At 43.4% G+C, this 15444-nt stretch carries 11 protein-coding genes, 1 pseudogene and 1 riboswitch; all 12 genes and pseudogenes read left to right on the top strand.

Features of this window, described 5'->3' with window-relative positions; all coding sequences use genetic code 11:
- Nucleotides 1–153 precede the first annotated feature (153 nt).
- Nucleotides 154–1008, top strand: a pseudogene (locus tag G5B12_RS01880) (aldo/keto reductase); the annotation flags it as partial.
- Between the two features lie 129 nt (nucleotides 1009–1137).
- Nucleotides 1138–1434 carry a hypothetical protein gene (locus G5B12_RS01875; protein WP_118170822.1) on the top strand — a complete coding sequence of 99 codons (297 nt, stop codon included), beginning with the start codon at nucleotides 1138–1140 and terminating at the stop codon, nucleotides 1432–1434.
- A gap of 198 nt (nucleotides 1435–1632) precedes the next feature.
- Nucleotides 1633–2568: a helix-turn-helix domain-containing protein gene (locus G5B12_RS01870; protein ID WP_021976634.1), complete on the top strand. Its 936-nt coding sequence runs from the start codon at nucleotides 1633–1635 to the stop codon at nucleotides 2566–2568.
- A gap of 85 nt (nucleotides 2569–2653) precedes the next feature.
- On the top strand, nucleotides 2654–3166 hold the full coding sequence (locus tag G5B12_RS01865; RefSeq protein ID WP_118064704.1) for a hypothetical protein: 513 nt from the start codon (nucleotides 2654–2656) through the stop codon (nucleotides 3164–3166).
- Nucleotides 3167–3487: 321 nt separating this feature from the next.
- Nucleotides 3488–4777, top strand: coding sequence for an ABC transporter substrate-binding protein (locus G5B12_RS01860; protein WP_021976632.1), 1290 nt, complete (start codon nucleotides 3488–3490; stop codon nucleotides 4775–4777).
- Nucleotides 4778–4884: 107 nt separating this feature from the next.
- Nucleotides 4885–5784 carry a carbohydrate ABC transporter permease gene (locus tag G5B12_RS01855; RefSeq protein ID WP_118071565.1) on the top strand — a complete coding sequence of 300 codons (900 nt, stop codon included), beginning with the start codon at nucleotides 4885–4887 and terminating at the stop codon, nucleotides 5782–5784.
- Nucleotides 5777–6607, top strand: coding sequence for a carbohydrate ABC transporter permease (locus G5B12_RS01850; protein ID WP_021976630.1), 831 nt, complete (start codon nucleotides 5777–5779; stop codon nucleotides 6605–6607). The genes G5B12_RS01855 and G5B12_RS01850 overlap by 8 nt, the downstream gene beginning before the upstream one ends.
- 121 nt (nucleotides 6608–6728) lie before the next feature.
- Nucleotides 6729–8753 (top strand): beta-galactosidase, encoded by a 2025-nt coding sequence (locus tag G5B12_RS01845; RefSeq protein ID WP_118064695.1) that lies wholly within the window; start codon nucleotides 6729–6731, stop codon nucleotides 8751–8753.
- A 77-nt stretch (nucleotides 8754–8830) separates the two neighbouring features.
- A complete protein-coding gene (locus G5B12_RS01840) occupies nucleotides 8831–9946 on the top strand; it encodes a phosphotransferase enzyme family protein (protein WP_118071566.1) in 1116 nt (371 codons plus the stop codon).
- A gap of 34 nt (nucleotides 9947–9980) precedes the next feature.
- A complete protein-coding gene (gnpA, locus tag G5B12_RS01835; protein ID WP_174087646.1) occupies nucleotides 9981–12143 on the top strand; it encodes a 1,3-beta-galactosyl-N-acetylhexosamine phosphorylase in 2163 nt (720 codons plus the stop codon).
- A gap of 78 nt (nucleotides 12144–12221) precedes the next feature.
- Nucleotides 12222–12297: riboswitch (cyclic di-GMP riboswitch) on the top strand.
- Nucleotides 12298–12482: 185 nt separating this feature from the next.
- Complete coding sequence (locus G5B12_RS17260) at nucleotides 12483–13883, top strand: PAS domain-containing protein (RefSeq protein WP_202031866.1); 1401 nt, start codon at nucleotides 12483–12485, stop codon at nucleotides 13881–13883.
- A gap of 188 nt (nucleotides 13884–14071) precedes the next feature.
- The gene (locus tag G5B12_RS01820; RefSeq protein WP_174087645.1) at nucleotides 14072–15427 is read left to right on the top strand and encodes an urease accessory protein UreH domain-containing protein; all 1356 of its coding nucleotides are present in this window, start codon (nucleotides 14072–14074) and stop codon (nucleotides 15425–15427) included.
- Nucleotides 15428–15444 lie beyond the last annotated feature (17 nt).

The raw sequence follows: 15444 nt of genomic DNA, 5'->3' as shown, positions 1-15444 counted from the left end.
TATGATATGGAACGAATGACAACAATGCCTGAAAGGCATAATAAAACTTATAAACTGGGTATTTTACATAGCATAAGGAATCCTTTACAATAGAAACAGAAAATAAAAATTCTTGAAAGCGAAATGGCTTCTCGATAAAATTTTTGGGGGCGTTATAAAGCACAGGATACAGCTAACGGATATTCAGCAGGAACCAGCGAGGAATATCTTGGCCGTGCGCTGAAAGATAACATTGCCAGAGATAACGTTGTGATCGCGTCCAAGTTTTATTTTAACCCGGGCCGTCTTTCCAGAGAAGCCATCATGCGGGAAATCGACGGAAGCCTGAAACGTCTGGGAACGGATTATCTGGATCTGTATATCATCCACAGATTTGATTATGAAACACCCATAGAGGAAACCATGGAAGCACTCCATGATCTGGTAAAAGCCGGAAAAGTACGCGCTTTGGGTGCTTCCGCTATGTACGGATATCAGTTCTACAATATGCAGCTTGCAGCCAGGGACAATAACTGGACACCATTTTCCGTAATGGAAGATCATTACAATCTTCTTTACAGGGAAGATGAAAGAGAACTGATCCCGATCTGTAACCAGATGAATGTTTCACGGATGCCATACAGTCCTCTTGCAGCCGGACATCTGGCAAGGCCGCAGTGGAAGTCTGATTCCCTCAGAGGAAAAACAGACCGGGTTGCGGTGGGAAAATACGACCGTATGGAACAGCAGGATATTAAGATCGTAAAACGGGTTCAAGAACTTTCTGAGAAACATAACTGTAAAATGTCTCAGATTGCCATTGCATGGCAGTGGGCAAAAGGAGTAACAGCACCAATCGTTGGAGCTACCAGGACAGGATATCTGGATGATGCGACAAATGCACTGAATGTAAAACTTTCTCCGGAAGACATTGCATATCTGGAAGAGATGTACGTTCCCCATCCCATCGTAGGCGCAATCGACAAAAATCCGGCAGAAGGTGTGATCCTTCTGGATGAGAAGAAATAAGAGGCGCCGAAATGTTTTCTGATAAACAGTTAAAAGATATGATACTTCCACTCCTGATGGAATACCCTGATCTTTCTGATAACACCACTGCTCATAAAAATTTTTGCGGTTTCCAGGCAGACAGGACAGATGATCCTCTATCTGGTATTGATCCATAATATAGCCAATGCAGTGGTATTTCCATTTGCGGATCCTCTGGGAAAAGGCCTCCGGGCAGCAGGTGATGCCATGTTTACCATGGGAATCTCTTTGGTTACGACCATTGGTGTGAGACTGATCTTTTCCATATTGTTTGGAATCGTCCTGAATCTGGGAGTCATCGGAATCGCACTGGCTATGTGTCTGGACTGGACGGTCCGTGGAGTGATCTTCTGGATCCGTTTCCGCCAGGGCAAATGGAAAACCTATCGGGTGATCGGTGAATGACCGGAACAGAACAATAAATAAAACAAAGAAAATAAATAAAAAAGCAATTTGCAGAATGCACAGATATCAACAGATCAGAGCTTTCTGCCGGTTGCTTTTTTTGGCAGATAGCTGTAAGATAACAAAGACTTTATGCGAGTGCGGATGTTTTTATCTGCCTGACATGCAGACACAGGAAAAATATACGGAGGAATATCTGTGGCAAAAAAACGAAAACCCAAAATGGAGCTACGGTATTACAAAATGCCGGAAGGTAGCCCGATCCTTGCATTGCTGGGCCAGAAATGGATACAAAATTACGGAAATGATGTAGATTATCTTCATTTTCATAATTATCTGGAGATTGGTTTCTGTTATGAAGGCCAGGGATTTCTGGTTCTTGGAGAAGACAAGGTACGGTTTCATGACCGGGAATTTACGGTGATCCCGCCCAACTATCCCCACACCACAAACAGTGATCTTGGCACCATCAGCCGCTGGGAATATCTTTTTATTGATGTGGAAGGCTTTCTGGATAAATTCATTGATAATTCGGTAAAAAAAGAAAAGATTGTTCATCGTATCAATTCCAGAGCACTTTTTCTGAATGAAAAGGAGAACCGTTCTATGGCAGACAAGATTCGGAAGATCCTGGATATCATGCGGGACGGGGAAGAATTTTATCTGGAAGAAGCCAAGGGGATTTTGGCATCACTTCTTGTGGAAATCGCAAGGATCAACCGGGATTCTGGGGAAGAACGTTACAGTGAGGGCAGAGGAAAAATCATGGATATGATTTCTAGATTCCAGGATTATATTTCTGATCATTACATGGAAGATCTTCGGATTGATGAGCTGGCAGAATACTGTCACATCAGCGAGACACATCTGCGCCGGATCTTTACGACTTACATGAAGATGAGCCCGCTGGAATATATCAATACCATCCGGATTCAGGCGGCCTGTGACTATCTGAAAAAGACGGATCAGCCCATTGCGGATGTGGCACATAAGTGTGGCTTTACGACGAATTCCACTTTTAACCGGAATTTTCGTAAGGTTACGGGGATGACACCTCTGGAGTGGAGAAAACGTCCTGAGAATTACGAACAGCAGCTCCTTAAGTTTGATATCCATTCAGAGGAAGGCTGGTAAAATAACAAAAACAGATCTGAGAATCTGGCATAACAGAATAAATATCGTACTATATGCCGGATCAGACAGATGGAAAGAGGAAAAAATGTACGACTACAGAATTGTGGAGCAGGTCTCCCGAAAAAAGAAACATATGTCAGGCGCCCTCAGAAAAGTGATGGTGATCTTTGCGGTACTTTTTGTACTGATGGGAATCACCATCTCCCAGGCGTTTATGCTTCCGGGGTTTCTGCTGGCGCTGCTTTATTTTGTGTATGATATTTTCAGTCAGAGAGATTATGAATATATACTGGAGAACGGGCAGCTGACCATTGATGTGATCTATGGTAAAAAATACCGGAAAACAGCTCATGTGCTGAATCTCGAGGAGATGGAGGTGACCGCACCTCATTACCACGAAAAAGTGGCAAAATACAAAAAGAATTCCGGTACAGAGAAGCTGAAAAAATATGATTATACTTCTTATGAAGAGGATGTACCATACTATACCATGATCATCCGGGAAGATGGACGGAAAATAAAACTTCTTCTGGATCTGACAGAAGAAATGCTGCATACGATGAAAACGCAGTTTCCGGAAAAGGTTTATTTTGCATAATATGTTAAAATGTTTGTGAAATATGTATAAAAAATAGCATATATTTTTATGAAATAGAAACAAAAACCTTCTTTTTTGGCGAAAAATATTCGCAGAATGTCGAAAAAGAAGGTTTTTCTTTGCCATGATGACCAATGAGAAAAATGAAAAACACTCAAAATGCATAAAAAAGCAGGTGCCTGAATCATGAAATAGTGCAAAATCAATAAAATGGTTGAAATTGCACATTATATGAACGGTTCTGCAAACTATGGCCGGAATACGGATGCTATAATCCATTCATAAGCAAACGGGAAATGCTTAATAAAGGAGGAAAAGTAAATGAAGAAAAAATTACTCGCAGTATTAATGACAGGCATTATGGCAATGTCTTTCGCTGCAACAACTACAGCAGTATATGCAAAAGGTGACGATGACAATACACTGACCGTATGGGCATGGGACCAGAACTTTAACATCAAGGCTATGAACATTGCAGGTGAGCAGTATGCAAAGGATCATGAAGGATTTAAAGTAGATGTAGTTGAGACATCTTCCGATGACTGCCAGACGAAACTTACAACAGCTGCAAACGCCGGAGATTACAGCACACTTCCGGACATCGTTCTGATGCAGGACAACAGCTACCAGAAATATCTGAAGAGCTATCCGGACGCTTTCACAGATCTGAAAGACATGGACATCAACTGGGATGACTTTGGAAAACTGAAACAGTCCTACTCCATGGTAGATGATACACATTACGGTGTTCCATTTGATAATGGTGCAACAATCGCCTGCTACCGTACCGATATCCTGGAAGAGGCAGGATACACCATCGATGACCTTACAGATATCACATGGAGTAAATTCGAGGAGATCGGTAAAGATGTTCATGAGAAAACCGGTAAATACCTCCTTACAAGTGAGGCAACAGGCGGCGATACTCTGATGATGATGATCCAGTCCTGTGGAGCAAACTTCGTAAATGAGGATGGAGAAGCTTACATTGTAGGAAATGATGTAGCTGAGAAATGTGTAGATCTTTATGTAGACCTTGTAAAGAACGATGTTGTTAAATTAGTAAACAACTGGGATGAGTACATCTCCACAATCACAAGCGGTGAGGCAGCAGGTATCGTTAACGGTAACTGGATCACAGCTACACTGATGGGAACAGAGGATCAGAAGGGTCTGTGGCAGATCACAACAATGCCGAAAGTTGACGGTGTTGACACAGCTACAAACTATGCGAACAACGGTGGTTCTTCCTGGTATATCACATCCAACTGCAAGAACGTAGAGCTTGCTGAGGACTTCCTTGCAAGCACATTTGGTTCCAGTACAGATTTCTATGATGCGATCCTTCCGGAAACAGGAGCAATCTCCTGCTACCTGCCAGCTGGTGAGTCTGACGTTTACAACGAGCCAAGCGAGTTCTTCAACAACCAGCCAATCTTCTCAACAATTGTAGAGTACTCTTCACACATTCCGGAATTCACAAAGACTCCGTATCACTATGAGGCAAGAGAGTGCATCAACACAGCAGTTGTTAATATCGTAAACGGCGCAGACAAAGAGTCTGCACTTCAGGAAGCACAGGATACACTGGCATTCAAGATGACAGAGTAAGATCTGAAGGCTGCATTCTGAAATGAATAAGTAAATACGAAGCAGGGGACTGCATGCAGTCCTCTGTCTTATGTAAAGGCTTAAGAGGTTTGAAAGGAGGAGTTCCTGTGAATTCCAAAAAAAGTGGCATGTCTCTGGTAGCGAAACAGAGAGCGGCAGGCTGGATCTTTCTGGCACCTGCAACCATCATGATCGCTGTCATGAGTTTTTATCCGATGATCCGTGCATTTATCATTTCTTTACAGACAGGTGCCGGAGCAAACATGAGGTTTGCGGACCCGATCTTCAGTAACTACAAACGTATCATGATGGATAAAGTATTTCAGCAGTCCATCGTCAACACATTTTTATATCTTATTATTCAGGTACCGATCATGCTGATCCTTGCGATCCTGCTTGCACAGCTTCTGAATAACAAAGATCTGAAATTCAAAGGATTTTTCCGTACATGTGTATTCCTTCCATGTGCGACATCTCTGGTATCTTATTCTCTGATCTTCCGTTCCATGTTTGCAACAGACGGTCTGATCAACAGTATCCTGATCAAACTTGGAATTTTAACAACCGGTTATAACTTCCTTGGAAACTCCACAAGTGCAAAGATTGTTATTATCATCGCGCTGATCTGGAGATGGACTGGATATAACATGGTATTTTATCTTGCAGGACTTCAGAATATTGAATATTCTGTATACGAGGCAGCAAAGATCGATGGTGCCAACGGCTGGAAGACTTTCTGGAAAATTACCGTACCACTTCTGAAACCGACAATTATCATGACATTTATCATGTCAATCAATGGTACACTGCAGTTGTTCGACGAGTCTGTCAACCTGACAAAAGGTGGCCCGGCGAACACTACCATCACAATGTCCCATTATGTTTATAATACATGCTTTATCAATGTGCCAAACTTCGGATATGCGGCAGCAATGTCATTTATCATATTTATCATGGTAGCGATCCTGGCATTTATCAACTTGAAAGTAGGTGATACACGTGACTGAGAAAAAGAACAAATCCGCGATCCAGAGAAGATTGATCCCTACCTATATTTTTCTGATCATCGTATCATTTATCTCTGTATTTCCACTGTACTGGATGATCTCCGCAGCAACTAATACAACTACTGATGTATCCAGAGGCCGGATTCTTCCAGGTACATATTTTATGGAAAACTTTAAGAACCTGACTGCACAGCAGCCGCTGTGGAGAGCACTTGGAAACTCTCTGTTTTATGCGGTCCTTACTACTGTACTCTGCCTTCTGATCTGCTCCATCGCAGGTTATGGATTTGAAGTATATCATGACAGATGGAAAGACAGACTGTTTTCCATCCTGCTTCTTGCCATGATGGTTCCACAGGTTGCAACAATGGTTCCTTTATTTAAGATGTTCTCCAAAGCAGGACTCTTAAATACAGCGGTAGGTTTTATCCTTCCGATCCTTTCTACACCATTCATGATCATGATGTTCCGTCAGAATGCAAGAGCATTCCCGATCGACATTATTGAGGCAGCACGTATTGATGGGTTAAGCGAGGTAAGGATCTTCTTCCAGATGTTTATCCCGACAATGAAATCTACCTATGCGGCAGCAGCAGTTATCACATTCATGAATGCATGGAATGCTTATCTGTGGCCGAAGGTAATCATGACAGACAACAAGGCGTTGACTATGCCGATGCTGATCGCCAATTTGATCACCGGATATGTGACAGATTACGGTATGCTGATGTGCGGCGTATTATTCTGTTCTATTCCGACTATGATCGTATTCTTCGTATTACAGAAACAGTTCGCAGAAGGTATTACCGGAGCTGTTAAATAAGATTCAAATTTAAAAGGATGCTGTCGAAAGCTGTAGGTGTATTGTATAATATGCTTCAAGTGGATCACACAGCATCCTTTTTATAAAGTGTCATAATAAAAAATATAAGGAGAAAGAAAAAATGGCAAAGCAGATCAGATATGACCATTTCCTGCACGGTGGCGATTACAACCCGGAGCAGTGGCTGGACAGACCGGACATTCTGAAAAAAGATATCGAATATTTTAAGAAAGCACATATCAACACGGTTTCCATGGGGATGTTTTCCTGGGCTGTACTGGAGCCGGAAGAAGGGAAATATAACTTTGACTGGCTGGAAGCGGTAATTAACAATCTGTATAAAGAAGGCATTTATACGATCCTTTCCACACCATCCGGAGCCAGACCGAAATGGATGGCAGATAAATACGAGGAAGTTCTCCGTATGGACCCGGATCGGACAAGAAGATTTTTCGGTGGAAGACATAACCACTGTTATACTTCTCCTGTATACCGTGAAAAGATTTTTAATATCAATAAGAAGCTTTCCGAACGCTTCGGAAAACATCCGGCAGTGATCCTGTGGCATATTTCCAATGAATACGGCGGGGAATGTCACTGTCCTCTGTGCCAGGAAAAATTCCGGGAATGGCTGAAAGAGAAATATGGAACCATTGAGAATCTGAATTCCAGATGGTGCACAACCTTCTGGAGCCATACCTACAACAGCTTTGACCAGATCGAAAGTCCGTCACCAAAAGGAGAAAATGCGCTTCATGCACTGACTCTGGACTGGAAACGTTTTGTTACAGACAGAACTGTAGATTTCATGAAACATGAGATTTCTGCGATCCGCGCAGGCGGGTCAGATCTTCCGGCAACCGCCAATCTGATGTACGACTACGACGGACTTGACTATAAAAAGTTTAAGGATGTTATGGATATCGCTTCCTGGGATAATTACCCAAGCTGGCATAAAAAAGACAACTATACCACAGCAGTGGATGGAGCCTTGCAGCACGACCTTATGAGGAGTATCAAAAAAGCACCGTTCCTTCTGATGGAATCCTGTCCTTCTGCAACCAACTGGAAGCCGATCAATAAGCTGAAAAAACCGGGAATGCATCTGGCTGCTTCCCTGCAGGCAGTCGCCCATGGTTCCGACAGTGTCCTGTATTTCCAGCTCCGCCAGAGTCAGGGTGCCTCCGAGAAATTCCACGGTGCGGTGATCGATCACTATGGCGGTGATGATACCAGAGTTTTTCGTGAAGTGACAGAGGTAGGAAAAGTTCTGGAACAGATCCAGGAAACTGTGGGAAGTGTAACGAAGTCTCCGGTGGCTGTTCTTTATGACCGTGAAAATGACTGGGCGCTGAAAGATGCCCAGGGACCTCGAAATGAAGATATGCATTACCAGGAAAACGTACAGAAACAATATCGTGCACTTCGAAGAAAAGGTTATAATACCGATATTATCAGTATGGAACATGACCTGTCTGATTATAAGCTGGTAACAGTACCGATGGCCTATATGTTCTATCACGGATACGCCGAAAAGCTTCGTACCTTTGCTGAAAATGGAGGTACACTGGTAATTTCCTACTGGTCCGGACTTGTAGATGAGACGGATAAATGTTATCTTGGGGGAACGCCTCACGGTCTCATGGAAACAGCAGGCATCCGTGCAGAAGAAATCGATGCGCTTTATGACTGGGAAGAAAATACCGGTATTCCGGAAACCGGAAATCACCTCAAACTTACAGAAAGCTATACCTGCAAAAATCTCTGTGAGCTAGCAAAAGTTTCCGATGCGGAAGTGCTGATGCGTTACGGAAAAGATTTTTATCAGGGCTATCCGGTGCTGACTCACAAAAAATATGGAAAAGGCCATGTTTACTATGTGGCAGCCGATATGGAAGCAGCCTTTTATGAGGACTTCCTGGGACGAGCAGCAGAAGAAGCCGGTGTGGAGATGCCGCTTACGTTTATACCGGAAGGAGTTTCTGTGACAACCAGGGAAAATGAAGATACGGAATATCTGTTTATCCAGAATTTCGGGGAGAAAACGGAAACAGTTTCTGTTCCGGAAGGTTACGAAGTCCTTTATGGATCGGACAGTGAAATTATGGCCCCGCTTACTACAAGAATCTTAAAGGGGAAAAAATAATCACAGCAAAAAAGTATAAAGCATATCTGCTTTCGGACGGTATGCTTTTTACTGCTGTCTGGGAAAGAGAAGGTAAGATGACAAAGATACAAAAAGAAGAGATAAAAAAAATCGCGGATCAGTTTGCATTTACCGGGGAACTGATTTCCTGCGCCCCCTGCGGAAGCGGGCATATCAATAGAACCTACATGCTGAGATACCGGATCGGAGAAATGGGCTCCATCAAGGTGATCCTCCAGAAGATCAACAGGGAGATCTTTCAGAAACCGGAAGAGCTTATGGAAAATATCGCAGGAGTCACCGGACATCTGAAAAAGAAGGTCATTGAGAAGGGTGGAGATCTGGAACGGGAAGTTCTGAATCTGATTCCCACAAAAGAGGGAAAAGCATATCTGACAGATGAGAACGGAGAGTGCTGGAGAGCCTATATTTTTATTACAGATGCGGTAAGCTATGATCTGGTGGAAAAACCGGAGGATTTTTACGAAAGTGCTGTTGCATTTGGAAAATTTCAGGAAATGCTGGCTGATTATCCGGCAGAGACTCTGCATGAAACCATAAAGGATTTCCATGATACAAAAAAGCGTTTTCAGGCGCTGAAAGATGCCGTGGAAAAGGACTGCTGTCACCGTGCCGCATCGGTAAAAGAAGAAATTGCGTTTGCACTGCAGCATGAAGATCTGGCTGGAATATTTGGAAAACTTCTGGAAAATGGGGAAGTTCCACTTCGGGTAACCCATAACGATACAAAACTGAATAATATCATGATCGATCTGGAAACGGGAAAGGGAATCTGTGTGGTCGATCTGGATACTGTAATGCCAGGACTGGCCATGAATGATTTTGGTGATGCGATCCGGTTCGGAGCCAGCACTGCGCTGGAAGATGAGAAAGATTTAAGTAAAGTCTCCTGTGACATGGAGCTCTACGAGATTTACGTGAAAGGTTTTCTGGAAAGTTGTGGAGACAAGTTAAACGCCAGGGAGATCGAGATGCTTCCTATGGGCGCCAAGGTGATGACCTATGAATGTGGCATCCGTTTTCTTACTGACTATCTGGAAGGAGATCATTATTTTAAAATCGACCGTGAAGACCATAATCTGGACCGCTGTCGTACACAGTTTAAGCTGGTGGCAGATATGGAGCAGAAATGGGAGCAGATGCAGGCAATCGTAAAAAAATATCAGAAATAAAAAACAGGGGATTTTTACAATGGAGGTAAAGATAATGAGCGAGACAAAAGGAAGAGTGACCATCCCGACAGATCTGGATGTGATTCCGGAGACACTGAAAATGCTGGATGAGTGGGGTGCAGATGCCATCCGTGACTGTGACGGAACAGAATTTCCGGCAGAGCTGAAAAATACAGGGGCCAAGATATATGCTACCTATTATACTACCAGAAAGGATAATGCCTGGGCGAAGGCACATCCGGAAGAGATCCAGCAGATGTATATCATGACATCTTTTCACACGGCAGTTTCCGATACTCTGGAGATACACCTGATGGACCATCTGTATCCGGATATGCTTGCTGTCAATACCAGAGATGATATTAAAAGATGGTGGGAAGTTATGGACCGTACCACAGGAGAGGCTGTCGGTACAGAAGAATGGTCCTATGATGAAAAATCCGGAAATGTGGTGATCCGTCCGGCAAAAGAGTTTCATGAGTATACGGTAAGTTTTCTTGCATATATCATGTGGGACCCGGTACATATGTACAATGCTGTTGTCAATGACTGGAAGGATGTAGAGCCTCAGATCACCTTTGATGTGCGCCAGCCTGCAACACGGGCACATTCCCTGGAACGTCTCCGCAGATTTCTGGATTCGCATGATTATGTGAACGTGGTACGATTTACCACATTTTTTCATCAGTTTACGCTGATCTTTGACGAGATAGCAAGAGAAAAATATGTGGACTGGTTTGGATATTCTGCCTCAGTGAGCCCTTATATTCTGGAACAGTTTGAGCGGGAAGTAGGCTATAAATTCCGTCCGGAGTTTATCATTGACCAGGGGTATATGAATAATACCTACCGTATCCCGTCAAAGGAATTTAAAGATTTCCAGGCTTTTCAGAGAAGAGAAGTGGCAAAGCTTGCAAAGGAAATGGTAGATATTGTCCATGAGTATGGAAAAGAAGCCATGATGTTCATGGGCGATCACTGGATCGGCATGGAGCCTTTTATGGATGAGTTTGCTTCCATCGGACTGGATGCAGTAGTGGGAAGTGTTGGAAACGGAGCAACCTTACGTCTGTTCAGCGATATCAAACATGTAAAATATACAGAAGGAAGATTTCTTCCATACTTTTTCCCGGATACCTTCCATGAAGGCGGAGATCCGGTAAAAGAGGCAAAAGTAAACTGGGTAACTGCAAGAAGAGCTATCCTTCGAAGCCCGATCCAGAGAATCGGCTATGGCGGCTATCTGAAGCTGGCTCTGGAATTTCCGGATTTCGTACAGTATATCAAAGAAGTATGCCAGGAATTTCGTGTGCTCTATGACAATATCCAGGGAACCACGCCATACTGCGTAAAACGTGTGGCAGTTTTAAACTGCTGGGGAAAAATGCGCTCCTGGGGCAACCATATGGTACATCATGCTATCTATTACAAACAGAATTATTCTTATTTTGGAATCATCGAGGCATTAAGCGGTGCGCCGTTTGATGTTTCCTTTATCAGTTTCGATGATATCCGTGAAAATAAAGATCTTCTTAATGATTTTGACGTGATCATCAATGTAGGTGATGCGGACACTGCACAGTCCGGCGGCGAGAACTGGGCAAATCCGGAAATCCTTACAGCAGTGCGGAAATTTGTCTACAATGGCGGCGGTTTTATCGGCGTTGGTGAGCCGGCAGCCCACCAGTGGCAGGGAAAATTCTTTCAGCTGGATGATATCCTGGGAGTAGAGGAAGAAAGAGGATTTAATCTCAATACAGACAAATACAACTGGGAAGAACACAGAGATCATTTTATTCTGGAAGATACAGACGGAACCGTAGATTTCGGCGAGGGCAAAAAGAATATCTTTGCACTGCCGGATACGAAGATCCTGATCCAGAAAGACCAGGAAGTCCAGATGGCGGTAAAAACCTTCGGAAAGGGTCGTGGCGTTTATATCAGCGGGCTGCCTTACAGCTTTAAAAACAGTCGTATTCTGTACAGATCCGTGCTCTGGTCTGCGGCAGCAGAGGATGAACTTCACCGCTGGTTCTCGTCTAATTATAATGTGGAAGTTCATGCCTATGTGAAAAACGGAAAGTATTGTGTGGTAAATAACACCTATGAACCACAGGATACAACTGTTTATACAGGGGACGGAAAGAGCTTTGAAATTCATCTCTCTGCCAATGAGATCCGCTGGTATCAGATCTGACAGATGTTTTGCAAAACTCTGTAAGAGAGCTGTTGACAGGCATTTATAAATGAGTGTATAATAGTACAGATTTGAAAGAGAATATATGGGCAAAGCAGTTGAAAAGCTGTGACGCAAAGCTAAAGGGCCTTTAAAATGGCAGCCAGCTGCAGGGAATAGAAACAGGGAATGGTATAGTTGCATGTCTATAGCCTGACCCTGTTTTTTTGTTGGAAGAACAGATAAAATGCATTGCGGTTTCCTGCGCGTTACAGGGATTTTCCAAAAGCTGCAAATGGTGAAATATGGAGTGAACAGTTGATAAACAAGGCACTATTTGAAGAAGAAAATTTATATATAGTGGGAGAGTCCCATCTTTGTGAGGAGACGTATGCGGCCATACGGAAAAACATCGAAAATAACCAGGCGGTAGGTGTTCTGGCCGGATATTATGACCGTGATCTTACAATTGCTTATATCAGTGAATTTTTTCTTCACAATCTTGGATATACCTATGAAGAATTTATGGAAAAATTTTCCGGATCGCTGAAAAATGTATTCTGTGGGCAGAACTGTACGTTTGCAAAGATCGAACGTTTTAAAAAGATCCATGGAGTAGGCGAAGCACAGATGCTGAATAAAGAAGGTGCACCGGTTAATGTGCGTGTATATAAGAAAGATACCATTGACAGTGAAGGAAACGCATTATGGATATTATCCACGCACATTGACGAGATGCAGGAAAATCTGGAACTGGTAAATCAGGTGCTCAGTTCCGGGTTCTGGTCTGTAGAATGTGCTCAGTCCGGAAATCCTGAATCAGTTTTCTTCAGTCATGAATTTCGAAAGATGCTTGGATATCATGATACTCTGGATTTTCCCAACAATCTGGAAACATGGGAAAGGGGAATTCATCCACGGGACCTTGAGGAGGTTTCCAGGACTTTTCAGGAAGCTTTTCAGGATAAGACCAATGAGAAAAAATATGATGTGGAATACCGCATGCGTATGGCGGATGGAACTTATCAGTGGTTTAAGGATAAGGGAGAGGTGAGCCGTCGTGCGGACGGAACTGCTTTTCGTATGGCCGGGATTTTTATAAATATTGATGCGGAGAAGAGAGCGAGACAGTATACGCAGAGAGTAGATGCTTTTCACCGTGCATACACAACGGCAAATCTCTGTGAATACTATGTGGATCTTCAGGAAAACAGCTTTAATTCTCTGAAGGTGGAAGAAACATTATCCGGACTGTTTGAGGAGAGCAGTACCTGGGATGAGCTGATCGATCTGCCGGTACTTGTGGTAGATGATGATCAGAATTGCTGCGAGAATACGGTGGCACTTCTGGAAGAAATAGGAATCGACGGGGAGTGGGTAACATCCGGAGAAGAAGCAGTTAACCTTGTTGCGGCGCGTTATGAAAAAGAAAACGATTATTTTGCCATTATCATTGACTGGAAAATGCCGGGAATGGACGGATTGGAGACGACCCGGCAGATCCGGAAAATAGTTGGAAATGATGTAACCATTATTATTTTGTCAGCGTATGACTACTCTGAGATCGCAAAAGAAATCATAGGGATGACCGGAGCAGAGGTCGTGACAGCAGAAAACGGAAAGACAGCAGTGGATATGATTTCTTCCGGCAACGCCTTTGCGGAAGATGTTCAGCTTGCCAGAAGTGCCGGAATGAATGAACACATTTCCAAACCACTGGATATGACAAGGCTTCGGGATGTGATGAGAAAGTGGCTGTAAAGTCTGACTGGTTAAAAGGTGAAGATTCTGTGAAATCGGCCTTTACCATTGACAGAAGAAAAATACAATAATATAATTAAACCTATCGTAAAAGTAGGATATAAAAACTGTTACAGTAGAAATAAGATCTATTGTAACAGTTTTTTATTTTATCGCTTTACAAACTTTATGAGAAAGGATGCAAAACAGTGAAGCATACGGTTATTTATATTGATGGTATGACCTGTATTAACTGTCAGTCGAGGATCTGGAATGTACTGAAATTAAGACCGGAGATCACGGGAATTACAGTCAGCTATGAATATTCACGGGCAGAGTTTGACTATGATTCGAAGAAAATCGGGATGAAAGAAATTGTAAAAATGATCGAGGATCTGGGATATCAGGTAATTCCCGCGGAACAGTTTCGCAGGAAACAGCTTCGTCAGGCAGCAGCGGAAATTTTTGCGATCGCCCTTTTATTTGTGATCCTGCAGCGTTTTGGAATTCTTAACCATCTTGCGCCGGATTCTCTTGCCGAGACAGGAATGGGATATGGAATGCTGTTTGTCATTGGTCTGATCACTTCTGTACACTGCATTGCCATGTGCGGCGGGATCAATCTTTCTCAGACCTTGCAGAAGCAAGAAGCGAACGCAGAGGAAATATCAAGGTCAATGTTTCGGAATACATTTTCCTATAATATGGGACGGGTTGTTTCCTATACCGTGATCGGAGGATTTCTCGGGGCCGTAGGAGGTCTGGCTGGAATTGGGGACAGTTTACAGGCTTCCACAGTGTTTCAGGGGTCTCTGAAACTCCTGGCCGGAATTATCATGGTCGTTATGGGTGTGAATATGCTGGGGATTTTTCCGGGGCTTCGGAAACTGAGAATCCACATTCCATTTCCTGGAGGGAAATCTTTATGGAAAAAAAGGACGCCTTTTCTAGTTGGACTGTGTAACGGGTTCATGCCCTGTGGACCGTTGCAGTCTATGGAGATTGTTGCACTGGCTTCCGGAAGCTGGGTAGCAGGAGCTTTTTCCATGTTCTGCTTCAGTATGGGAACGGTTCCTCTGATGCTTGGATTTGGCTCAATTTTTTCTGCACTGGGAAAGAAATTTACCAGACAGATCCTGAAAACAGGAGCGATCCTGGTGGTTGTTATGGGACTTGCCATGATGTCTCAGGGAAGCGTGCTGTCAGGTTTGGAAAGCAGGTCCGGCGAAAAGGTAGCAGCAGAAGCGGATAATGTGCAGAATGATGATCAGACAGATGTGGCAGTGGAAAAAGATGGAGTGCAGTATGTTTCCAGTACGCTGCGTTCTGGATGGTATCCGGATATTACTGTGAAGGCAGGGGAACCTGTGAAGTGGGAGATCAATGTACCGGAGGGCAGCATCAATGGATGTAATTATAGGATGATCCTTCAGGATTTTGGAATGGATCATACTTTCGAGAACGGAGAAAATGTCATCGAATTTATACCGGAAAAAGAAGGCGTCTATACGTATAGCTGCTGGATGGGCATGATCACAGGGACTATTTATGTAACAGGAAAATAAAAACAGAGGAGTAATGT

The organism is Blautia sp. MSK.20.85 (assembly GCF_013317245.1).
Lineage (GTDB): Bacteria > Bacillota > Clostridia > Lachnospirales > Lachnospiraceae > Blautia_A.
This window is presented reverse-complemented; position numbering and strand designations above follow the sequence as displayed.